Here is a 24159-nt window from a genome sequence, read left to right as displayed (position 1 = left end):
TGCTGGTGGATGAATACGCTCATTTCAGAGCACTCATTCGCCGACATTTATTGGTTAAGGCTGCACTTTTTTAACTTGTTTAACGCTAAATCTGCTTTAACGCCAAACCCTGTAGGGTTGCAGCTTTTCGGTTATTTATCTTGGCTGAACAGTTGATCTAACTTGTCTTCAAAGGCGTGGTAGCCCAAGTATTTATACAAGTCTTTACGGGTTTGCATAGTGTCTAGCACATTGCGTTGATGACCATCATTCATCAGCGCTTGCATGACGTTCAGTGCGGCTTGGTTGGCTGCACGGAAAGTACCGAGTGGGTAGAGCACCATGTCGGCACCCGCCTCGGCGAGTTCTTCTTTATTGAACAATTGGGTTTGACCAAATTCAGTCATGTTGGCCAAAATCGGTGCTTTAACTTGAGCCTTGAAGTGGCGATATTGGTCTAGCTCAGTTAAGGCTTCGGCGAAGATCATGTCGGCGCCGGCGGCAATATACGCTTGCGCACGTTCAATACCCGCTTCTAAACCTTCCACGGCAACCGCATCGGTACGCGCCATGATCACAAAGTTAGGATCGGTACGGGCATCGACGGCCGCTTTAATGCGATCGACCATTTCTTCAATGCTCACAACTGCTTTGTTGGGTCTGTGGCCGCAACGCTTTTGTGACACTTGGTCTTCCATGTGCACTGCAGCGACGCCAATTTTTTCGAATTCTTTGATGGTACGAGCAATATTGAATGCGCCGCCCCAGCCAGTATCGATATCGACCAATAAAGGTACTTGCGTGGCAGAGGTGATGCGGCCTGCATCAATCAGCACATCGTTCATTGAGGTCATGCCCAAGTCAGGCAAACCGTAGGAAGCATTGGCAACGCCAGCGCCCGAAAGATACAAGGCTTGGAAGCCTGTTTGTTCTGCCATTAAGGCAAAATAGGCATTGGTGGTGCCAACGATTTGTAACGGTTTGGCCTTAGCAAGAGCTTGGCGAAAACGTAATCCTGCGCTTTGGGTCATGGTGTTATCCTTTTCCATTTTATGGGAAGTGGGCATATTGAGCCGTAAGAACTTAGCTATTGTTGGCTAAGGTTTCTTTTGCGGCTGCATTGGCTTGCAATTCAATTAAGCGTAATTCGGTATTTTTACGCCCTTGTTCGATATGGCGGCGCATCAGCAAACTGGCCAACTCACCATCGCGCTGGGCAATGGCTTCGACTATGCGTCTGTGCTCGGCAATCGCTTTCACGGGGCGATTTTTATTGGTGCACTGGTAGCGGTACATCCGTAGCAAGTGATACAGGCCGCCGACTAAGGTTTCCTGCAGATGCTTGTTACCGCTGGCTTGAATAATTTGGTAGTGGAAGTCGACATCGCCTTCCTCTTGGAAGTAAGTATCGCCCTTGGCGAGCGCCGCTTCTTGCGTTGCGAGCAGATCTTCTAGCTTGGCTAATTGTTCTGGGGTAATACGGCTGGCGGCGAGTTCGCAGGCCATGCCTTCAAGCACGCTACGTAGTTGATATAAATCGTTAAGTTCACTCACCGTCAGTTGGGCGACGCGGGCACCAACATGGGGCGCACGCACCACTAAACGTTGTCTTTCTAAGGTTTGCAGTGCTTCGCGGGTCGGGCCGCGGCTGATGCCGTATTTTTCGGCCAGTGCTTGCTCGTTAATCTTGCTGCCCGCAGGCAGTTCGCCCTTGATGATGCTGGTTTGGATCTGCACCAAAATTTGATCGGCTAATGTGGTCGACGTTTTATCTGCCGAGGTCGATTTGACCTTATGCAGGTGGGAAACATGTGTGTCATCAGAAACGAACGTCGTGTCTTGCTTCAACATAGAGCGCATCACTATTAATAGGATTGTCGACAATGGGTAAAAAATAGCCCTCCCTTGGTGGATTGTCAACAATGTGTTTACTTAGACGTAAGTCTATATTCCAATGGCTTTCTATTTTTGCCATTGATTTTTATCATTTTATTTTTATTATCTCGTTATTAATATTTTATGTTATGAATATTTAAATATTAAATTGTCAACAATAGCGTGGTTTTAACCTTCCAACCTCGTTGCGGATGTTGATGGTTTTGGGGTAAATCGTCCAAATGCATTTGGCATGTTTATCCTTCGCGTTATGCTATGGGCGGAATGAGACATTTGGGGATGACAGTGGAAAAAGTGTTAGTGAGCAGTTGTTTACTCGGACAAGCGGTGCGCTACGACGGTGGCCATAACTTGATGGAGAGCGAGCTGGTGCAAACGTGGCTCGAGCAAGGGCGGATTGTGGCAATTTGTCCCGAATGTGCAGGCGGTTTGCCAACACCTAGACCGCCAGCGGAGCGGATTGGACAGCGCATCTTAACTGCCCAAGGTGAGGATGTGACCCACGCTTTTAGTCTGGGAGCCAATCTCGCGCTTAAACTGGCGCAGCAACACGGGATTAAAGTGGCGATTTTAAAAGCCCGCAGTCCATCCTGTGGTAATAGGCAGATTTACGATGGTCAATTTGTAAAACAGTTAATTGCGGGACAAGGATTAACGGCTCAAAAACTCAGCGCCGCAGGGATAACGGTATTCAATGAATTTGAGTTATCTGATGCGGCGGCATTCGTTACAGAGCTAGAAGCTAGAAGCTAGCAGCGTAAGACGTTAGCTAGCTTGAGTATGATTTTGGCGGGTGGCACTATCTGCCACATTTTGGTTGGTGTGGAGCAAAGCGTGAATCTGTTGATCTTTTTCCGCCCAAACTTGGTTTAACCAGCGTTGGAATTCGACGCGGTACTCAGACTCAGAGAAATAGCGTGTTGCATCAACCTGAGGTACTGGAAGGGCATTAATCCGTAAAATTATTTTGTTCACTTTGCCGTTCATCACCCCAAATAGAATATCTTCAGGTGCATCTGGGTAAACGATTGTCATGTCTAGTAGATTAGTAAATTGCTCGCCCATAGCCGAGAGAGTAAAAGCGATACCGCCTGCTTTAGGGCGCAGTAAATATTGATAAGGAGAATTCTGACGCTGGCGCTTATCTTGGGTAAAACGGCTACCTTCAACATAGTTGATAATTGAGGTAGGCATATTCCTAAACTTTTCACAGGCTCTGCGTGTGGTTGCTAAATCTTTGCCCTTAAGCTTTGGATTTTTTTTAAGTTTTGCGGGGCTAGTTCTGTTCATAAATGGCATATCCAGCGCCCAACATCCCAGCCCCATAATGGGTACATAAATGAGTTCTTTTTTAAGGAAGAACTTAAGCATCGGGATATGGTTACGTAACACGTAAGTTTGTGCGGCGATATCGAATCCACTGAGGTGGTTGCTGATCAGTAAATACCAGCTATTTTTATCGAGTCCTTCGAGCCCTTGCACATCCCACTCAATTTTAGCGATGAGATACAAAATGCCGCCGTTACAGCAGGCCCAAGCCCACATAAAACGATTCATGACGGTGGTCACGGCATTACGTGCCCTTTGCACTGGCATTACAATTTTCACCAATCCGCCAAGGCTAATAAGTGAACCCCAAACGGCAGTGTTGATTATCAGCAAACTCAGGCTGAGTATAAACAGCACTGGACCGGGGAGAAAATTCAACATATTGGTGTAACCCTTATTCTTTATCGACTTGGCCAGCGAGTTGGCTTATCACTTGATCCTTGGTGAGCCAGAGTTGATTCAACTGTTCCTGGAAGCTAATTTTAAAATCACGGTCATTCATATAATCGCCGCGCATGGCAGGATCGATATCAGACACGTTAATGTGTACTTTAACCTTTGGCACTTTGCCTGTCAGGTAGTCCCAGTAACTTGGAACATGGTCTGGGTAGTAGATTGCCACATCCACTAACTTGTGGATCTGTTCTCCCATGGCCGATAGCGCGAAGGCCATGCCGCCCGCTTTGGGTTTTAATAAATGTTGGAACTGTGAGTTTTGCTTTTTATGTTTGGCTTTGCTGAAGCGCGTGCCTTCGACAAAGTTCATCACACTGACAGGTTTTGCTTTGAATTTAGCGCAAGCTTTACGTGTGATTTCAATATCTTTACCCTTTAACTTCGGATTTTTTTTAAGCTGCGCAGTGCTATAACGGCGCATAAACGGAAAGTCCAGTGCCCACCAAGCAAGCCCAAGCACAGGCACAAAAATCAGCTCCTGCTTTAGGAAAAATTTAAGAAAGGGGATTTTGCGATTAAATATCCGCTGCAGGATCAGGATATCGACCCAAGACTGGTGGTTGGCAATCACCATATACCACTCTTTAGTGGAAAAGTCGGTGTCACCACTCAGTTCTATTTTAACGGGATGCAAGCAACGCTCAATCACGCCATTGACGCTAATCCAAGCGCTGGCACAGAAGTCGAGCACATAGCTAGTGGCTGTTCTGGTTGGGCCAAAAGGAATAATCTTGATAAAGCTAATCAAGACAATTGGAATAGCCCAAAAAAGCGTATTAATGACGTAGCCTAAGAATGCTATGCAGCCTTTTAACTGTGAAAACACCGTTCCCATCCGAGCCCCCTGACAAAAATTGGAGGCCTATGTTACTCGGTGTCAGCCTTTGGCTCAATCTTAGCCAGTGCTGGTCGGTGCATTTGTTAACATTTATTCGTTCAATATTGCTGAGATAAACGCGCAAGCAGCCTATCCATAGCGCGATATCCTAATGCTTGAGCCAAGTGACGTCTTTCAGTATTGGGTGACTGCTCTAGATCGGCAATCGTGCGGGCGACTCGTTGAATACGATGAAAGCTACGCACAGAAAGCCCAAGTTTGACGACGCTCTGCTCTAAAAAGATAAGGTCTGCATCAGTTAGACCACTGAAAAGTTTAAGCTGTTTACCCGTAAGTTCACTGTTGAGCACTCCTGAGCGAGCCAGTTGAATATCCCTTGCGCGCCTAACTCGTTTCGCGACATCTTGGCTAGTTTCGCTCGGCGCCATGGCTTGGGTGAGTGTGCCTGCGGGTAGTTTTGGCACTTCAATCGTGAGATCAAATCTATCGAGAAATGGGCCCGACAATCTTGCAAGATACCGCTGTACTTGATCTGGAGTGGCGCGGTTATTTGCATCAATATCACCGCTAGGGCTAGGATTCATGGCGGCGATTAATTGAAAACGGCTTAAAAACGTGAGTTTAGCGGCGGCGCGGGAAATGACGACTTCGCCTGTTTCCATAGGCTCACGTAGGCAGTCGAGCACTTTACGTGGAAATTCAGCAACTTCATCTAAAAATAAGACGCCACGGTGTGCGAGGGAGATTTCACCGGGTTTTGGAATACTTCCTCCACCCACGAGGGATATTGATGAACTTGTGTGGTGTGGCGCTCTAAAGGGGCGTTTTAAAAAATCTTGTGGCTTGATGTCGAGTCCTGCAACGGAGTGAATAGCGGCAACTTCTAATGCTTCTTCATAACTTAAGGCAGGGAGTAGCGCCATCATGCGGCTGGCCAGCATGGTTTTTCCAGTTCCGGGCGGGCCCAGCATCAAAAGGTTATGATTACCTGCCGCCGCAATTTCCAGTGCTTGTTTGGCTTGATATTGTCCTATCACATCGCTTAAGCATTGGCTTGAATCATAGGATTGTTCTTCGCTTACCCATTCAAGATGAGTATCAAGTTCCGGTAGTGGTGCTTGACCTTGTAAAAATGCCGCGAGACTTTGTAAGTGCGATCCAAAAAATACCTTTTGATAGCCAACTAACTCGGCATCGTGACGATTTTCCAATGGCAAAATTAAAGTATTGTCTTGGCGTTTTGCTGCAATAATTGCAGGTAGCAGCCCTTGGCAATAACGAATCTGTCCAGAAAGCGCCAGTTCACCCACAAATTCTAAATTTTTTAAACTGTTAGCTGGGATTTGTTCGGATGCCGCGAGTATGCCCACAGCGATAGGTAAATCGTAGCGCCCCCCTTGTTTCGGCAAATCTGCCGGCGCGAGATTGACAGTAATTCTGCGCATTGGGAATTCAAAACCTGCGTTGATCAGTGCGCTACGTACTCGTTCACGGGCTTCCTTTACCGAGGCTTCAGGTAATCCCACTAGATTAAATGCAGGTAACCCATTACTAAGATGTACTTCAACCGTGACTTTTGGGGCTTCAACCCCGCAACTGGCTCGAGTGTTAACGCAGGCAATTGCCATAAACAAATCCTTTTGTTGATCTTTTTACGCAGAATTTGAGTGTAGCAGTAAATGGTAAGATGGCTTGTTATCAGTTCTGTATACAGAGGTCATTAAGCGATTACATCTTTTAGCACTAGGCCAAAAACCAACACATTATGGTTTTTGGCCCATGAATACTTACTTGATAACACCACAAGCCATACGTGCACCACCGCCGCCAAGAGGTGCTGGATGATCAGAATGATTATCTCCACCAACATGGACCATCAAAGATTTACCTTTAACATCATTGACCTTCAGGCGAGGAGCTAGTACAGCAGTTGTGGCCTTGCCATGTTCATCGACGTATAAAGGCGGTAAATCGCCCTTATGATTATCGGTTGACCATGGCGTTCCATGTTTACCCGTATTGTCTGGATCATAATGTCCACCCGCACCTCCGCCTAAGACTGTTTTTCCATCCTTAGTTACTGGCTCGCAATTGCCAGTTTGGTGTACATGAAAACCATGTACACCTGGCGTTAAAGATGACAGGTTTGGGGTGAGAACAAGACCAAATTCGGAGTCATTTAGGCTAATAGTGCCAATTGGAGTATTACCCTCTGCATTCAACAACTCCATGGTTACTTGGGACTCTTGTGCAAACGCGGTACCACTCAGTAACAAGATTGAGAGCGAGGCTAAGTGTAATTTGTTCATTTTATCGTGCTCCTTTTAATAAAATTAGCCTTAACCATACAGAATTGCTGCTTATTTTTCAACCAAGGTGGTGTTGATTGGGTTAGTGTGCTGCAGCAATTAGCGGAAGGAGTTTCCTATCGTCTTAGTTTTTGTTCGTCTTATCAGCAAAACGCTACTCCAGCTTTGCAGAACCTATGACAGCCTTGCAATTTATTATATTTGATGATGGCAAATAGTTGATAGAAATGATAAAAAGCAAACATTGGAGTCGTGAGGTAAATATGGATATGTTGTTAGCAGAAAATTCCCCCATTCGTCGGCAGTTGTTAGAGCAAAAGCTGGCGCAGTTTAAAGACCCGCATCTTGCCCATACGCTCTCGGCGTTTATTCGCAGTAGTGTCGATCTCTATCCCTGTGCAATCGAACACTATGCCAAGTTAGGTAACAGCCGGCTGGGTGGATTACCGGATTTGCCTGTCGGCATGGATTATCCGGTGACTTTGGTTGGACGGGAGGAGATGCTGGATGCTTACGCTGAGGAATTCGACCATACTCGCGAATATATCGAGGAGCATTGGCGGGAAGATTGGGCTGAAGAGAATTACCATTGGGACGAGGCTGCGCAAGCCTTTCACGTTCCCATGCAATTTATCGCGCAGCTTAATTGTAGTGAACTGAAAGCGTTACAACCCTACTTGCCCAGAGAGGGCCGATTGTTGTTCTTTTTGGAGCGTTGGCGTTTCTCGGAAATGCTTCGCGGTCACGTCTATTATGTCGCTGAGGATCAGCAACTTTACTCTGGAAAATGTATTGCCGATCTTAAGTTCGACGATTCTGTATGTGGAAACTATGAGTATGAGACAGCTTATCAACTCCACGGGATTGCCAGCATTAAGATGATTGCCCCTGACATGATTAATAGTGACAACCCGCATTTATTAAAGTTAGCCAAGGCACGTTTACAAGCGCTACCTGAACAGCAGCAAGCTATGGTGCTACAAACCCTTGAGGTTGTGGATGACGAATTGGCATCTGAGTGGCAAGATCAGCTCAAGGGCTATGAGCTGATGCAAATGAATATGCAGGGGTTAATCCCCGGTCAGATTCTCACTCAACCGCAATGGGCTGCATTGCCCGGGTGGCGGTCATCCAACTTGCAGGCATTGCTCGTCCCCGAGCAGCCGCTGCCGCATTACGATGGTATCGCCAGCATTAATGGCCATGGAGATAGCCGCTATAAAGCCCCGGAACTCCACGCCGCGGCTGAGTTAGGCGGCAATGCCGAAGATTATCTGGTGCTGCTCAAAGTTGTCTATAGTGAGCATTCTATGCGGTTGAATTTTATTATCCACCGGGACGATCTCGCGTTGGGTCAATTTGAGCGCATTTACTGCATATATGATTAGGGCGTGTTGACGTTTCAGGGGTATTTTTGCAGTGAGTTGGCTGGCTTTTATGCAAGGTAAAGCCCGTGCGGTGTAGTTATTCTACATAAACGGGCGATAACGAAGCAAAAACGCCAGCCAAACGCTGCCCGAAGGGTTCGTCTGGCAAGCTCTTGCTCTTTGTCACTCGTCATTTGAGTAGAATAACTACACGTCACTCCTCGTTTCGCGATCACGAGCTTGCCAGAGCGAACAAAATTTAATCTCGAAACGTCAACACGCCCTATGAGTTCACGATAAAAAAGAGTTACCCTCTTATTAAGCGTAACTCTTTTTTGTTCAGTCACTTATGATTGAATAATGGCTAATTCAACGATTCAATTAGAAGCGTACATTCATACTAACCCAGAGATTACGGGCTTTATCTTTGTTGTTATAGTCATCAACGTAGGATGCTGTGTACCCGTTTTGGCCATTATCGTCAGAAACACAAGTTGCGCTAGTATCGCTACATTCGGTAAAGACAATATCGTATGTTGTAAAATCTTTATCAAACAAGTTGTTGATTCGCATATTAAAGGTGACAAACTCACTTGCCTGATAAGAACCGCCGAGGTGGAATACGTTGTAGCCTTTGTAATAGAGTGGGGCATCATTAATCGTATCCCAAGAACGATAGCGTTTGGCGCGATATTCTGAGGTCAAAAATACATTAACTGAATCGGTTATCTCCCATTTTAAGGTCGCATTTGCCATATGCTTAGCGCTGTTGCCAAGTGGCCGACCTTGCTCTGCTCCGCTTTTTTGCTCGCTATCAGTGTAGGTATAGTTAGCATTAAAGGTTAAGGCATCAAGGATTTCCCAACGTCCGGCTAGCTCAGCCCCTTGAATAGTCACCTTGTCAATATTCACTGTCTTGGTGCTAACCGCATAGCCCAAATCAGCATATTCACCCGCATCGGAACATTCGATACTTGTACCTGTACCACAAGGTTGTGAAGCAATCTTATCGTCAAAATCGTTTTTAAAGACGGTTACGTTGAAGTTATGACCATCAGGATGTGACCAGTATAAAGCCACTTCACTAGAGACACTGGTTTCCGCTTCCAGATCTGGGTTACCAAACTGTGGTGAGGTTCCTTGGCCACCAAAACCAACGACACCATCATATAATTGCGTGGTTTTAGGTGTTTTAAAACCAGTGCTCACTCCACCTTTTACCGTCCACTCATTATTAATGGTGTAAACGCCATATAGACGTGGACTGAGTTGGTTGCCAAATATTTCATGGTCATCATGGCGTAAACCCGCAGTAACAGATAAATCAGAGGTCATGCTCCAGGTATCTTCAGCAAAAACAGACCACATATTGTGTTCTTGTACTGCGCCTGGCGTACCTTCTTCCATACCAAATACGCCGTCTTTTAATTCTCCTCGTATCACCTGCGCACCTGTTACCGCGACATGATTGCCAGCAGCTTCAAATGGAATGTCGAGTTTCATATCCAGTGTATATTGGTTGCTTGCCATTTCACGTTTAGGTCTAGGCAGGAAGGTCGATGAGACAATTGCTTTACGCTCTGCTTCTGTCATACCTGTGTAGACCCCTTTACCATCAATCATTTGCAGTAACAATGCCCGTTCAGCAGTGGTAAATGGGAGTGTACGGCCATGGTTTTGCGTATCGACATATGACAGTGAAACGAAACTTGTTCCAAAATCCCAAGCTCCTTCGTGGGTTAATGCCCAAGCATCACGGGTAAATTTTTGAGTTTCGCTATAACCAACTCTTGGATTAGACCGTCTTGCCCATTCTCCACCACTGGCAAGGCAGGCGGCCTCACGGGAACCTACACCACCTTTACAGAAATTACTTGCTACCCAAAGGCTTTCTAGATTATCAACTGTGCCAAGAGGATACTCACGTTCACCGTTCGCATTGATTAATGGCGTGTTGTCGTATTCCTGTGAGGATGAATCTAAGTCAAACCAAATTTTATGATGTTCATTGGGTGTCCAACTTAAGCTCCCACCGAGCATATGGTTTTCATTATCAACGGTTTTGCCTCCGCCTCCAAAACCGAGTGAGCGGGTACGCACTTCTCCATTCGGATAATTGACGGGAGCATACTCAGGTGTTGACCCCATACGATCATAAATACTGCCATGGACAGAGAGTCCAAGGACGCCTTTAATAAGTGGTCCCATCACGCTGAAATCGGTAGTGATATCTTCGCCATAGGCATCATTTGTTTGATGAGTGCGACTGTGGGTGACCGAGCCTGACCATTCGTCCCCCACTTTTTTCGTGATGATATTCACCACGCCCCCTAGCGCATCGGCGCCGTATAGTGTTGATGCAGGTCCACGAATAACTTCAATTCGATCAATTGCATCAAGTGGTGGCACATGGCCAAATTGGTTGCCGCCAAAACTGTTTGGATAAATATCACCATGGTTGTTCTGACGCTTACCATCGACGAGGATCAGGGTATAGTCAGATCCCATACCTCGTAGGCTGATGGTTCCTTGTCCTGTTTTATCACGGGTTTCACCAATATCAACCCCTTCCAAGTCACGTACTGCATCTAGGAGAGTGGTATAAGGTTTTATCATCAAATCTTCTTGGGTGATAACAGAAATACTGGCTGGTGCATCAACTAATTTCTGTTCATATCCAGAGGCGGTAACAACGATAACTTCCATTTTTCTGTCTGGGGCCTCTTCAGCTTGGACGAAATTACCAGCAAAAACAGCGGTAATGGCAGCGGCCAAGCAAGTTTGACGAAATAACATAAACCTCTCCTGTTTAGTAAACTTAATTCACAAATGTAACTTACAAATAATTTTGCGAATGATAATGATTAACATTAGCAAGATCAATCAAAAGTTGAATTCCACAGAAATAACATTTATGTTTTTTGAAATTGCTCCTGATCTACTGGGAAGTATCGCTAGAGATGAACGGCTGACTACAAAGGGATACAGTTAGCGCAGATGGCTAACCTACACAGGTTAAGAATGAGTATTAGAATGTATTACGAAGAGATAAATACGTTAGGTAACAAGCTAATATAAAGTACAGATAGCAAAACACCGGAGTGGCTCCGGTGTTTTTAGTTAACACAATTTATGGCTTAGACTAAAGATTGCATACTTGCTTGGTTTACTAAGTAACCCATATAACCTAGATAGCTCAGCAACAAAACTGCGCCTTCTCTACGGCCGATGCGTAAACCTGTCCAAGCGAAGGGCAGTATTATTACGGCTAAAGCTAACATTACGGTAAAGTCGAAGGATTGAAAACCCAGAGCCGATACTGGGTGAACTATGGCGGTGACACCTAAAATACCTAAGATATTAAAAAGGTTAGAGCCTACGACATTACCGATAGCAATATCACTTTCACCTTTTAGTGCTGCTAAAACAGAGGTAACTAATTCCGGCATACTGGTGCCAATCGCGACAATCGTTAAGCCGATAATCACTTCACTCACGCCGAAGGTTTTAGCCAGATCAACGGCGCCATTCACAAATAAAATTCCACCACCGACTAACATACTGATGCCCACTAAAATAAATAAAATTGATAACAGTGGGTTTTTAGGGCCTTCTTCAATGACCTCGGCATCGGCATCCTTAGTGTTTTTTGAACTGATGTAACTAAACACTAAATAGCCTACCAACAGTGAAAGTAGCACTACGCCATCAATGAGGCTGAGTTCACCGTCTAGTAATAATCCCCAAAACAACATAGAGGCTAAGATCATCAGGGGAATATCCCGTTTTACAATTTGGGATTGTACTTGGATGGGACGGATCAGCGCGGTGATCGCTAAAATCAAACCAATGTTGGCAATGTTTGATCCTATGACATTACCTAGGGCTATGCCGCTGTTACCTGCTAATGCGGATTTAACACTGACCGCTAACTCTGGCGCACTTGTACCAAAAGCAACGATAGTTAAGCCAATAATTAACGGCGTAATACCTAAACGCAGGGCAATTGAACTTGCACCGCGAACTAGGGCTTCTGCGCCTAAGGTTAAAATAATAAAACCACCAATAATTGAAAGTGCAATGAGCATTTTTAGACTCTGTTTGATCTTGATTAAGTGAATTAATTGAGGTGTGGACACCTTAACCGACAGCCATACATGATACGTGGTTTTAACACTGTTTGACAGAATATGTCATAAAAAAGCACGCTCCATCGCGTGCTTTGATTTAGTGATAAAAAAGTTTTCTATATCACTGTTTTGGAAAGTTATTTAATAGAAATCTCATCTTCCCAACATATTTTAGCGCCTCTAATGCCATCGACTCGTTCGCTAAAGGCTTTTTCAAGCACATGACGTTTGATTTTGAGGGTAGGGGTGAGTACATCATTCTCAATTGTCCAAGGATCACTGACCACGATAATTGCATCGACATGTTCATGGGACTCTAAGTGTGGGTTAACACTGTCGAGTGTTGCTTTCAGTGAGACTCTCACTTCTTCACGGGCTTGTAGGCTTGCCCCTTCTGATAGTTGTACCAGTGCGACAGGATGTGGCAAACCAGAGCCAATAACGCAAATCAGTTCAACATAGGGATCCTGAGCTAATTTACGTTCAATAGGAACTGGCGCGACATATTTACCTTTGGCGGTTTTAAAATTGTCTTTAACACGACCAGTAATAGTCACGCAGCCATCGGCATCGATGGCACATAAATCGCCAGTATGGAAAAAACCATCGGCATCGAAGGCTGCCGCAGTCGCTTCGGGTTGTAAATAATAGGCGGTCATTAAACCGGGGCTTTTGATCAGTAACTCGCCATCGTCCCCTTGGCGTATTAAGCAATCCTGTATTGGACGTCCAACAGTACCAATTTTACGGGCATCAAAGGGATAGTTGATAATCGAATAGGCGCAGTTTTCCGTCATTCCCCAAGCCTCACAAATATTGAGGCCAATATTGTGATACCAGTGGATCAATGATGGTGGAATAGGCGCAGATCCTGAGCCGAGCAAGCGACAATGGTTTAAACCTAATCCCTTGTGAATTTTGTATTTTACAAAACTGCTAAGTAGCGGAATTTTAAGTAATAGATTGAGTTTGCTTAGGCCAATTTTATCGATGATATTTTTCTGGAATAAGCTCCATAAACGAGGTACGGAGAAAAAGACTGTAGGTTTAGCCCGTTGCACATCGGCGACAAAGGAGTCGAGGCTTTCGACAAAGGCAACGGAGCTACCCGAATAAAAGGATGAGCCTTCAATCGCAACGCGTTCAGTGATATGGGCTAATGGCAGATAGGATAAGAGTCTATCATCACCATCGGTGCGTAAGTCACGTACAACGGCTTTACAGGTCCAGCCGTAGCTAGCAAAGGTTTGAATGGCACCTTTAGGCTGCCCTGTCGAACCTGAGGTGTAGATCAATGTCATCACTTGATCTAGCTTAGGTAGGGGAGCTTCAATTAAAGGATGACCTAGATTTAGCAATTGTTCCCATTGATATTGGGCGGGCATAGTGTCGTAGGGCATTGCTAGGCGTAATAATTCTCCGCCAACCCCAGCTTCTTGATCGGCCCAATGATCGAGCTTTCCGACAAAAATGGCTTTAGCCCCACTGTGTTGTAGCACATAACGTATGGTATCAGGGTTGGCGGTCGGGTAAATTGGCACGCTGATATAGCCGCCGTGCATCAAGGCGAGATCGGTGATAAACCACTCTGCACAGTTTTTAGATAAGACGGCAATTTTATCGCCAGACTCAAATCCTAAGTGACGTAGCGCACCCGCTAATTGCTGCACTTTCTCTTGCACTTCACCCCACGTAAAATCAAGGTATTGTCCCTTGATTGGTTGGCGCAAATAGACTTCATCCCCACGAGCTTTAGCCCAGTGTGCCAGCATTTCGATTGGTGTCTTAATCGCAGTATCCATAGGCAATTCCCTGTTCTTTATTGTTATTTTTACCCCATCACTTTAAGTATCAGTATGGCGAGTTTTGTGATGCTGCGCAAATAGTTTACAAGATTGCAAATTTTTTAAATGTAGGATGAAATCTATAAGTGAAGTATGAAATAAAGATGAAGTTAGGGGGAGGTCGGAGCTGATGATGTGGGTCAAAAGAGCAACAAAAAAGCGCCGTAGCGCTTTTGTTTAGTAAGGCAGGCTCGGGCTTACAGCTCCATCACGCCGTCCATTTCAACCTGTGAATCCTTAGGCAGCTGCTTTACACCAATTGCGGCGCGAGCAGGATAAGGTTGGCTGAAGTAGCGACTCATGATTTCATTCACTTTAGCGAAGTGGCTTAAATCAGTCAGGAAGATATTGAGCTTAACGATATCGTTAATTGACCCACCTGCTGCGTTGCAGACGGCCGTTAAGTTTTCAAATACTTGTACAACCTGGGCCTCAAAATCATCACTGACAATTTGCATTGTGCTTGGCACGAGTGGGATCTGGCCTGATAAATACACTGTACTACCGACTTTAACGGCCTGCGAATAGGTGCCGATGGCCGCAGGGGCATTGTCGGTCGCTATAATGATTTTTTCTGCCATGACGTTCTCTCTAATATTGAATGAATTAACGATTACGGGATGTACGTAACACTTCAGGAAGTACCCGGATACGGCGCATCACGTTGGCTAAATGGATCCTGTCCTTCACCGAAATACGCAGGTTAATCAGATACACGCGGCCATCACGTTCTTCAGTGCTGAGATTATGAATGTTAGAACCTTCGGCGGCAATGATCGAGGTGATTTTTGCCAGTGCGCCTTGGTGATTGACGATCTCAACCCGCAGATTTGCTTGATATTCAACGCCTTCAACATTATCCCATTGTACAGGAATGTATTTATCAGGTTCACCTTGGTAACCGCGAATATTGGCGCAGTTTTCCATATGCACCACTAAGCCTTTACCTGGACTCACGTGGGCGATAACGGCATCGCCAGGAATGGGGCGACAGCAGTTTGCAAAGGTGACTAGCATACCTTCGGCGCCACGGATTGGCATCAAGTGCGCATCGCGGCTCTCTTGATTTTCAAGGTTATCGCCAATTAGACGTTGGGCGATAACGATGCTCATCGCATTACCAAGACCGATATCGGCGAGTAAGGCGTTAAGGTTAGCGTGCTTAGTATCACGCACCACTTTTTCAATTTGCTCTGGTGGAATACTGTCGAGCTTAGTTTTGCCCAGCGCATGGTTTAGCAAACGGCGACCCAGTGCGATCGCATCGTCACCTTTAAGGCTTTTAAGCACTTGGCGAATTTTGGCTCGGGCTTTACCTGTAACTACAAAGTTAAGCCAAGCCGCATTCGGACGAGCACCTTTAGCCGTAATAATTTCAACGGTTTGACCTGAAATTAATGGCTGACTGAGCGGGTAAGCTTGGCGATTCACGCGGGCACCTACGCAAGTATTACCGACATCAGTGTGGACTTCGTAGGCAAAATCGACCGCGGTGGCATTGACGGGTAATTCCAAAATGCGACCTTCGGGGGTGAACACATAAATCTCTTCGGGGAAGAGTTCTGTTTTCACGTTCTCAACGAATTCGAATGAGGTACTGGCACTTTGTTGTAATTCCAACAAGCTTTGCATCCACTTGCGGGCGCGTACTTGGGTGGTTGTACCTTGACCGGCTTCAGCACCGCCTTTGTAGGCCCAGTGTGCAGCGACCCCTTTGTCTGCCATTTGATCCATATCTTCGGTACGAATTTGAATTTCAACGGGGACGCCGTGTGGGCCAAACAAGGAGGTATGGAGTGACTGATAACCGTTGGCTTTAGGGATAGCGATATAATCTTTGAAACGACCGGGACGAGGCTTGTAAAGGCCATGCATGGCGCCGAGTACGCGGTAGCAAGTATCGATGGAATCGACTATCACCCTGAAGGCGTAGATATCCATGACTTCTTGGAATTGCAGCTCTTTACTCTGCATCTTGTTATAGATGGAATAAAGATTTTTTTCTCGACCTTTCACTTTGCCCGGAATACCTGCATCGTTTAAGCGGGTATATACAGCGGCTTCAATGCCTTGAATTAATTCTTTGCGATTGCCACGGGCGGCTTTAACCACTTCTTTAAGCACCCGATATCGCATTGGATAATAAGCTTGAAAACCTAAGTCTTCTAACTCGGTTTTGATATTGTGGATACCAAGACGATTAGCGATGGGCGCGTAGATTTCTAAGGTTTCGCGGGCGATACGACGACGTTTGTCTGGACGTAGTGCGCCTAAGGTACGCATATTGTGGGTGCGATCGGCAAGCTTGATGAGGATAACGCGGATATCCTGCGTCATCGCCATCATCATTTTACGAAAGTTTTCGGCTTGCGCTTCTTTCTTATCGCGAAATTTAAGCTTATCGAGTTTTGACACACCTTCGACCAGCTCTGCCACAGACTCACCAAAGCGCTCTGCCAAGTCTTCTTTGGTGACATGCGTATCTTCGATAGTGTCGTGGAGCAGAGCCGCCATCAGCGTCTCGTGGTCGAGACGCATTTCGGCAAGGATGCGAGCAACCGCAACCGGATGAGTAATATAAGGTTCGCCGCTAGTACGCATTTGCCCTTCATGGGCATCACGCGCAATCTGGTACGCCTGCTTGAGTAATTCTACCTGTTCAGGTTCTAAGTAACCGGAAGCAGACTCCTTTAGACCTTCAAACAGATACAAGTGGCAGCTCTCCTTTTACCTACACAGGTGTTTACGCAATAATGCTTATAATGAACGGCCTTCAGCAATGGCTGCAACCGCTGCAATTTCAGCAGCTTCACGTTCACGTACCGTTTGACGCTCATCAGCATCTAGGGTGTGAGCGTTAACTAAGCCTAATTCGATTTCACGCAGGGCGATAACCGTTGGCTTGTCGTTCATCTCTTCAACCATAGGGTCTTTACCCTGCACGGCGATTTGGCGAGCACGACGCGCCGCAACCAGGATCATATCAAAACGGTTGCCGATTTGTTCTACGGCGTCTTCTACAGTTACGCGAGCCATGTGTTGAAACTCCAGTTTATCTAGGGAAAAAATGACGCAAAATTGTACACTATGACAGCTATCCTGCCAACAGATCGTGAAGCATATCATTTTGTGCGTGGATCTGACTAGCACCTGTTAAGCGTTGGCTGCGAATGATGGCACGCAGATCGGCCAGTGCTGTATCAAAATCATCATTGATGATAATAAAATCATATTCTTTATAGTGGGACATTTCCGATACCGCTTGTGCCATTCGGCTGGCAATCACTTCCTGACTGTCTTGTCCTCGACCAGTCAGGCGTCGCTCTAGTTCAGCTTTCGAGGGCGGTAAAATAAATACCCCTACGGCTTCAGGCATAACCGCTTTAACCTGCTCGGCACCTTGCCAGTCGATATCGAGGAACACATCAATACCTTGGGTGAGCGTATGTTCGATCACATGGCGTGATGTGCCATAGTAATTACCGAATACTTCAGCCCATTCGAAAAAGGCATTTTCAGCTATTAATGTTTTAAATTGTTCAACATTAACGAAGTGGTAGTGTTGGCCATCAACTTCACCTGGGCGCGGCGCGCGGGTAGTATGTGATACTGAAACCTGCATATCGGCAGGTTTGTCTTTTAACAATGCCGAAATTAGCGAGGATTTACCCGCACCACTTGGCGCTGACACAATAAATAAATTTCCGCGTGCGGTCATGAGCTAAATATCCAGTTGGTAAACGCAAGAAGGGCCCAGAAAGCCGTGCATTATACCGATTTTGACCACATAAAGGCTAGGGGCTGTTTGCCTTGAATTTAAGCCTATTTTAGTTTTATAAGGATATTATGGGCATTTTTATCCGACTAGAGTCTTAAGCACTGACAACAGCAACTAAATTCGGTACGCTCATGTTCAGATAATAGTGATAGTCGTGTTTGCGCTTGAATTATTCAACAATAAAGGAAGGGCCGTGCTGTTAAAATCTCTTTTTTGCCTTCGCGGGCGTGATTCTCGTCCCCGTTTTGTCGCTATTAGTGTATGCGTGTATACGTGTATTTCACTTGCTGCCGCAGTGTTTGGGCCTCACTTTTTAATGTATTTATTTGCGCTGGTAGGCTTACCTTTACTCGCGTTTGCGAGTTTGCGCCGTGTAGCCGATGCGAATAAACCTAAAGTATTGGCAGGCTTGTTGCTCTTACCATTACCCGTTTATCTCGCGTTATTGATTGTGGGTGCTCCGCCTTTTATTGCCATATTGGGTTTAGTGCTGGCGGGGGGCGCGACCTTTTGGGGTGGAAACTTAGCGTCCCCAACAATAGTGGATTATCGATTTGGCTACTATGGCCCAGCAATGGATGTACCTATATCACAGGCTATGCCACGTCGTCGTGTTGAGCCTATGTTAACGCCTAAACCAGATATTGCACCGCCCGTTTTCGCGAGTACAAACCCACTCGACACCGATGTGCCTCACCATTCGCCCAATGCCGCTTCAACTCTGCAAGCGAGTCGGGGCAATGTGCACTCAGAGCCTGTTATTACTCCAAAAATTTCCGATATCGATTTAGATGTGCTGCGCCAAGATGAGCTGCGTTTTGATGCATTAACTCGGATGACGCAAAATCCTGCTGATTTTGTCATGCAGGATGTGATGATGGATAAAAAATCAGATTTTCGGTCTGCCGATTCTAGCCGTGTCGAGCAGGCCAATATCGCGTTTTCCGAGGTCGATATTGAGCGGGGTGATCTACAGTATACGAATTCTAATGCAGCATCTGTCTATACCAGGGATCAGAATGATGAGCCTGTATGGCGTTTTGACGCGGAAGATGAACACGAGGGTTTTAACAGCATAGAATATGCCGAAGAGGTGCGTCGTCGCCGTGCTGAGGATAAAGAATCAGGCTCTATGACGGAGTTATTCCGTGGCGTGCTTGAGTTTATTTCACCTTATCGCCGCTACTTGGTGTTGCCTAAAATTCCGATGCCAGACCGTCGTTATTGGCGTCCTATGGGTATTGGTTGTGCGGCGATTTTATTCGTTGTACTGGTTTGGGGCTTGTGGCCCTCTGGCGGCGATGAGCTAGATGGTGATACGCCGGTTGCCAATAATAATGGTAGCGTAGCCTTGGCTGCTGAGCGGATTATGCTTGATTTACCCGATGGTTTTTCAGTCGCTTTAGAAGGCGATGTGTTGATATTGCGCTGGTTAGGTGAAAAAGGTGCTGCTCAAAATATCTGGTCATTAGCAACGGCTAAGGGAGATAGAAGCTGCGGTGCTTTAGTTTTTAATAATGGAACAGAATATCGGCCAGTGACTGTTGATTTGAAAGCAGACTCAGCGACAGAGGCACGTTTTTCGCCCTTGGATACGGCGGCTATTATTGTTGATCTCGCTCGTCGCGGTAATATTGGTCTATGTGGATATAAGTTTAGCCTAAAGGGCAGCCAAGCTGTCTTGGAACAAAACCGCACATTTGGGCAGTATTTAGCCCGTTAATGACATCGTAGGGCATGTTGACGTGTTGAAGTTATGTTTTTGTTCGCTGCAAAAATAACCCTGAAACCTCAACATGCCCTAGCCACAATCAGAGGGGTAGATTACACTTTTGCTCTTCTTTTTCTCTAACGCCATTTTAAGTCTATTAGCGTATTGCGCCGTGGTTTAGAGAGATCCCTTTAATACGAATAGAAATCCAACATGAATACAGCATTGACCTTAGTCATTATGGCGGCTGGGTTAGGTAGTCGTTTCGGCGGAGACAAACAATTGGCAGCCCTAGGGCCAGCAGGTGAGCCGATGTTGGTTCTGTCGATTATGTCTGCCATTCGAAGCGGATTTAATCGCGCGGTCTTAGTGATCCGTCCTGAGTTAGCGCTTGAATTAACTGAGATATTGACGCGGTTTTTACCTGCCAATTTCGAGTATCATTTTTGCTATCAAGCTTTAACAGACCTGCCAGAAGAGGCGCTGCTAACGGATACAAGTCATCGGCTTAAACCTTGGGGGACAGCGCATGCGCTTTGGTGCGCCCGTCATTTAGTTAAAGGGCCAATGGCGGTCATCAATGCCGATGATTTTTATGGCGACAGTGCATTTGCTGCATTAGCAAAAGGCCTAAGCGTAAAACCTACGCAATGGATGATGGTGGCTTACCCCATAGCACTCACTCTGTCGGAACATGGCGGTGTTAACCGTGGTCTATGTCAAGTTGAGCGTGGGCAGCTTAAGTCCGTTGTCGAATGGCTGAATATCAAGGCTTGTGAAGGGGTATTGATGGGCGATGGGCCACAGGGATTGACGATATTACCTGACCAGCCCTTAGTTTCAATGACATGTTGGGGCTTTTCACCCAGCATTTTTGATGTTATTAAGCATGAATTAAGTCAATTTATTGCGCTGGAAGGCCAGCAACCTAAGTCTGAATGTTATCTACCAGCCGTGGTACAAGCTGGGATTGAGCAAGGTGTCGCTGTTTGTGTTGATATTGCCTCAGAGCCTTGGCTCGGTGTCACCTATCCGCAGGATACTGTCTGGGTAAAGCAAAAATTAGTGGAGTTACTGAGTGATTAAACTCATCAGGCAGTTTGTATTGCCTCATTTTGGCATTGATGCAACGGAAGCAAAAATCTCAGCTTTGGGTAATGGGCATATTAACGAAACCCTATTAGTGCGTTGGCCGACAGGTGAGCTAGTGCTGCAGCGCATTAATACACAAGTATTTAAAACGCCACAGGCTTTAGTGAGTAATGCGGATAAAATCAGCCATCATTTATGCGCTAAGGCATTGCAACAACAGTATGGCTTAAAAGTCGTGAGTCCTTGCTTGACCAAAGAAGGTGAATTAGCACTCGATTTAGGTGAGCAAGGATTCTGGCGTGCAATTAGTTATTTGCCCCATAGCCATAGCATTGAAGTTGTTAAATCGGAAAAAGAAGCGGAAATGGCCGCCAAGGCCTTTGGACATTTTGCCTCGGCGTTAAGTGATTTTGATGCGACTCAGCTTGAAGATGTAATCCCTCAATTTCACCATTTGCCAGGACGTATGGCCTTGCTAAAACAAGCGGTTGAACTCGATAGCCAACATCGCTTAGCATTCTGCCGCCATTGGGTCGATTATGGTTTGTCCCAACAGGCCTTATTGGATGAATTAGCTGAAATATCCCCAAAACTACCGCTACGAATTTGCCATAACGACACAAAAATCAACAATATGCTATTTGATAAACGCGATATGTCCAGTATGGCAATTATCGACTTAGACACCTGCATGAAGGGTCATCTAATGTATGACTTTGGCGATATGGTACGTACCTTTTGTTCGCCCGAGGCAGAGGATTCCACCGCCCTTGAAAATGTTAAAGTGCGCCAGTCGATCTTCGCCGCGATTTGTCGTGGGTATTTAAGTGAACTTGGCAATGTGTTGACCGAAGTTGAAAAACGCAGTCTATGGTTGGGTGCCAGAGTGATTTGTTTGATGATAGGTGTGCGTTTTTTAACGGATTATCTTAACGGTGATGTGTATTTCCATATCCATCGTGAAGGCCATAATCTCGATCGCGCTGCCAACCAGTTTACCTTATATCAAAGTCTACTCGACCAAGATGTGGCACTTAAAGCGTGTTTTGAGCTTAATCCCTTATCTGCAGTTGAGCATTCCTAGACTCTAGCTGCAAAAATCTAGACCTTGTAATCAAAGTATTTACGCTTTTCAGGCCCTGCTGCATTAGCACTGATCTTATTGGGATGTTTATATTCATCCCAACTGGCTACATTGCGGCCGACATTGAGCTTAGGAAAACTCAGATTGTGATTTTCGGCGCTGGTTAATTCCATAAACGCCAATAGCTGACCGAGTGCACCTTGCTGGCTGACATCGATACTTAGCAAGTCCTGTCTGCCCGCAAAGTAGTTAAACACCTCTGTTTTATGGCGTTGATAACAATCGATAAGATGTTGTTCATCCTGCGGGTTTTTGATTACACCTACGCCAAAGGTATGGCGAAAACTGCGCTTCATTATTGGGTGGAAACGTCCGATTTTTGCATCCAAATGTGGCAGCATTCGACTGAGTAACATCTGCATTGACGGCACCCAAGAATCTAACTCGCGGTCAAGATAGACAAACTTGGCTTTGGGGAATAACTCATCTAACTGCTTGAAATCACTAAAACAAGGTGCATCGGAAATCGCATCTGCCTGCATAAAGGCTTCTTTGGTAAAAGCCATATGCGCCACTTTAAGCCCTTGCTCCAATAGCGCCACGCTTACGCTCGTTGTCCCAGTTCTAGGCAAGCCGATAAAAATAACCTTCTGTTTTTGCTTGGTAATTACCGACTCATGCTTAATTGCATTCGGCTTGGTTGCACTTGGTTCGATTGCTCTTGGCTCAAGTAAATTTGGCCCGATTTCATTTAGCTTAATCGAATCGCACTGTGGCTTAGCAGGCTTGTCATCATAGCTACTGCCATGCGCCTGAGTATGAGAGGCGGCTATGTTTGCGTTATCAGGCATGGAATGGGCTCAGCATATTCTAGTTAGCGTGGTTGTCGCGATTAATGTGCAAAATTGGTTTTAATATGAGTGTTTATCAACGCCAGCAGTATATCGCAGCCCACAGGTTTTAGCAGTGCAAAGCTGTTGTCTGTGTGTCTGCACCATCCTGCGGGAGCATATCAACAGCACAAATCCTTTTACTCTATAAGCATTTGGGCTAGATGAGGCGATTATCTGTATTATTTGCCTCATCATGTGAGGCGAATAGGTTTGTTAATCGACTCATTTTGTGAGTAGAATGGGCTTGTTATTCGACTCACGGGGTAAGATATGTGGATTTGGCAGCAAGTCGATTGGCCTAAATTTCATTGGAATGCCAGTAGCATTGATGTCTTACTGCGTCAGGTTTATTTCAATCAGGGCCAACTGCTTGGCAAGCAAATGCTAAGTCACGACGACAGCCTGTTAACTTCAGATGCTGCACTCGACACCTTGCTCGCTAACATTATCCACTCCAGTGCCATTGAAGGTGAAAAGCTCAATGTGGCCTCGGTGCGCTCATCCTTGGCGAAAAAACTCGGCGTGTCCGAAGACAAACCGTATCCGACCACGGCACAAACCGATGGTTTGGCTGACATTATGCTCGATGCCTTAAAAAATTTAGATACAGAGTTAACCCTTGAGCGGATATTAGGTTGGCATAAACAGTTATTTCCCCAGGGTTATACGCTGTTTAACCCCGTTATTGGTGGAGCGCTACGTGGCGATACGCCTATGCAAGTTGTCTCAGGCCGGATTGATAAACCAAGGGTGCATTTTGAGGCCCCCTCTCGATCCACTTTGGACGCTGAACTATCGCAGTTTATTGAATGGTTTAATGCTTCACGGCAAGAGCCGGGCTTAGATCCGCTTATCCGTGCGGCGATAACTCACCTTTGGTTTGTGACTCTGCATCCGCTTGATGACGGTAATGGGCGCATTACGCGTTTATTGACCGATTTGGCTTTGGCGCAAGCGGAAAAACGCTCAATTCGTTTTTACGCTATGTCGGTCAGTATTCTTGCTCGTCGCCAAGCTTACTATGACATTTTAGAGTCTACCCAAAGGGGCAGTGTCGATATTACTCCTTGGTTAGTATGGTTTTTTGAAACCCTCAATGATTGCTTACTCAATGCGATGGCAGATGTGAACAAGACTCTGCGGAAAACGCAGTATTGGCAAAATGTCGATCAATCCTTATTGAGTCAGGAGCAAGCCAAAATACTCAATCGGATGTTAGACGGCGATTTTGAACTAGGGATTAATAGTAGCCAATATCAAAAGGTCGCTAAGGTGAGTCGCGCCACCGCCACCCGTCATCTTGCGCAAATGGTCGAGCAAGGCTTTTTAGTAAAAGCCGACGCCGGCGGCCGAAGTACGAGGTACTTATTGCCGAGTGGAAAATAGAGGCAAGTTTACCTTTGTGGTGGTGCTCAATGATCACCTGTAGAACATCTTTTCCGCGTGGAATGAC

The 24159-nt window shown here is 45.9% G+C and carries 20 protein-coding genes; 6 read left to right on the top strand and 14 right to left on the bottom strand.

The annotated features are described in order from the left end of the window. Nucleotides 1–131 precede the first annotated feature (131 nt). On the bottom strand, nucleotides 132–1010 hold the full coding sequence (prpB, locus tag MZ182_RS18920) for a methylisocitrate lyase (RefSeq protein WP_006084450.1): 879 nt from the start codon (nucleotides 1008–1010) through the stop codon (nucleotides 132–134). 52 nt (nucleotides 1011–1062) lie between these two features. Next, nucleotides 1063–1830 carry a GntR family transcriptional regulator gene (locus MZ182_RS18915; protein WP_248067925.1) on the bottom strand — a complete coding sequence of 256 codons (768 nt, stop codon included), beginning with the start codon at nucleotides 1828–1830 and terminating at the stop codon, nucleotides 1063–1065. A gap of 300 nt (nucleotides 1831–2130) precedes the next feature. Between MZ182_RS18915 and MZ182_RS18910 the strand changes: the two genes are divergently transcribed. Beyond that, nucleotides 2131–2628 (top strand): DUF523 domain-containing protein, encoded by a 498-nt coding sequence (locus tag MZ182_RS18910; protein ID WP_248067927.1) that lies wholly within the window; start codon nucleotides 2131–2133, stop codon nucleotides 2626–2628. 12 nt (nucleotides 2629–2640) lie between these two features. Here MZ182_RS18910 and MZ182_RS18905 read toward each other — a convergent pair whose 3' ends face one another. From MZ182_RS18905 to sodC, 4 genes are all read right to left on the bottom strand, one after another. Then, the gene (locus MZ182_RS18905; RefSeq protein ID WP_011791015.1) at nucleotides 2641–3585 is read right to left on the bottom strand and encodes an acyltransferase; all 945 of its coding nucleotides are present in this window, start codon (nucleotides 3583–3585) and stop codon (nucleotides 2641–2643) included. 13 nt (nucleotides 3586–3598) lie between these two features. Next, entirely contained in the window at nucleotides 3599–4495 is an 897-nt protein-coding gene (locus tag MZ182_RS18900; RefSeq protein WP_011791014.1) for an acyltransferase, read from the bottom strand. 101 nt (nucleotides 4496–4596) lie between these two features. Further along, on the bottom strand, nucleotides 4597–6126 hold the full coding sequence (locus MZ182_RS18895; RefSeq protein WP_011920159.1) for a YifB family Mg chelatase-like AAA ATPase: 1530 nt from the start codon (nucleotides 6124–6126) through the stop codon (nucleotides 4597–4599). A 159-nt stretch (nucleotides 6127–6285) separates the two neighbouring features. Continuing rightward, a complete protein-coding gene (gene sodC, locus MZ182_RS18890) occupies nucleotides 6286–6807 on the bottom strand; it encodes a superoxide dismutase family protein (protein WP_011920158.1) in 522 nt (173 codons plus the stop codon). Between the two features lie 263 nt (nucleotides 6808–7070). On the opposite strand from sodC, the gene MZ182_RS18885 reads away from it, so the two are divergent. Continuing rightward, complete coding sequence (locus MZ182_RS18885) at nucleotides 7071–8195, top strand: DUF1963 domain-containing protein (RefSeq protein WP_248067930.1); 1125 nt, start codon at nucleotides 7071–7073, stop codon at nucleotides 8193–8195. Between the two features lie 360 nt (nucleotides 8196–8555). Here MZ182_RS18885 and MZ182_RS18880 read toward each other — a convergent pair whose 3' ends face one another. The 7 genes from MZ182_RS18880 to gmk form a co-directional block, all read right to left on the bottom strand. Then, entirely contained in the window at nucleotides 8556–10970 is a 2415-nt protein-coding gene (locus MZ182_RS18880) for a TonB-dependent receptor domain-containing protein (protein ID WP_248067933.1), read from the bottom strand. Between the two features lie 341 nt (nucleotides 10971–11311). Further along, nucleotides 11312–12262 (bottom strand): calcium/sodium antiporter, encoded by a 951-nt coding sequence (locus tag MZ182_RS18875; RefSeq protein WP_248067936.1) that lies wholly within the window; start codon nucleotides 12260–12262, stop codon nucleotides 11312–11314. A gap of 179 nt (nucleotides 12263–12441) precedes the next feature. After that, nucleotides 12442–14106 (bottom strand): AMP-binding protein, encoded by a 1665-nt coding sequence (locus MZ182_RS18870; protein ID WP_248067939.1) that lies wholly within the window; start codon nucleotides 14104–14106, stop codon nucleotides 12442–12444. A 239-nt stretch (nucleotides 14107–14345) separates the two neighbouring features. Further along, complete coding sequence (locus MZ182_RS18865; RefSeq protein ID WP_011791007.1) at nucleotides 14346–14729, bottom strand: RidA family protein; 384 nt, start codon at nucleotides 14727–14729, stop codon at nucleotides 14346–14348. A gap of 25 nt (nucleotides 14730–14754) precedes the next feature. Beyond that, complete coding sequence (spoT, locus tag MZ182_RS18860; RefSeq protein ID WP_011791006.1) at nucleotides 14755–16860, bottom strand: bifunctional GTP diphosphokinase/guanosine-3',5'-bis pyrophosphate 3'-pyrophosphohydrolase; 2106 nt, start codon at nucleotides 16858–16860, stop codon at nucleotides 14755–14757. Nucleotides 16861–16905: 45 nt separating this feature from the next. Next, complete coding sequence (gene rpoZ / locus MZ182_RS18855) at nucleotides 16906–17184, bottom strand: DNA-directed RNA polymerase subunit omega (RefSeq protein WP_007651394.1); 279 nt, start codon at nucleotides 17182–17184, stop codon at nucleotides 16906–16908. Nucleotides 17185–17242: 58 nt separating this feature from the next. After that, nucleotides 17243–17866, bottom strand: coding sequence for a guanylate kinase (gene gmk, locus MZ182_RS18850; protein ID WP_011791005.1), 624 nt, complete (start codon nucleotides 17864–17866; stop codon nucleotides 17243–17245). A 253-nt stretch (nucleotides 17867–18119) separates the two neighbouring features. Here gmk and MZ182_RS18845 point away from each other — a divergent pair, with 253 nt between their 5' ends. From MZ182_RS18845 to MZ182_RS18835, 3 genes are all read left to right on the top strand, one after another. Beyond that, on the top strand, nucleotides 18120–19649 hold the full coding sequence (locus MZ182_RS18845) for a hypothetical protein (protein ID WP_248067942.1): 1530 nt from the start codon (nucleotides 18120–18122) through the stop codon (nucleotides 19647–19649). Between the two features lie 201 nt (nucleotides 19650–19850). Beyond that, nucleotides 19851–20723: a nucleotidyltransferase family protein gene (locus MZ182_RS18840; protein ID WP_011920152.1), complete on the top strand. Its 873-nt coding sequence runs from the start codon at nucleotides 19851–19853 to the stop codon at nucleotides 20721–20723. Continuing rightward, nucleotides 20716–21813, top strand: a complete 1098-nt coding sequence (locus tag MZ182_RS18835; RefSeq protein WP_248067946.1) for a phosphotransferase enzyme family protein — start codon at nucleotides 20716–20718, stop codon at nucleotides 21811–21813. Before MZ182_RS18840 ends, MZ182_RS18835 begins: the two co-directional genes overlap by 8 nt. Nucleotides 21814–21830: 17 nt before the next feature. Here MZ182_RS18835 and MZ182_RS18830 read toward each other — a convergent pair whose 3' ends face one another. Continuing rightward, nucleotides 21831–22664, bottom strand: coding sequence for a sulfotransferase family protein (locus tag MZ182_RS18830; RefSeq protein WP_248067950.1), 834 nt, complete (start codon nucleotides 22662–22664; stop codon nucleotides 21831–21833). 312 nt (nucleotides 22665–22976) lie between these two features. Between MZ182_RS18830 and MZ182_RS18825 the strand changes: the two genes are divergently transcribed. After that, nucleotides 22977–24092 (top strand): Fic family protein, encoded by a 1116-nt coding sequence (locus MZ182_RS18825; RefSeq protein WP_248067954.1) that lies wholly within the window; start codon nucleotides 22977–22979, stop codon nucleotides 24090–24092. Nucleotides 24093–24159 lie beyond the last annotated feature (67 nt).

Source organism: Shewanella sp. JNE2 (assembly GCF_023159115.1).
GTDB lineage: Bacteria > Pseudomonadota > Gammaproteobacteria > Enterobacterales > Shewanellaceae > Shewanella > Shewanella putrefaciens.
Note: the sequence above shows the minus strand (reverse complement) of the source record. Positions and strands in the feature narration are given on the sequence as shown.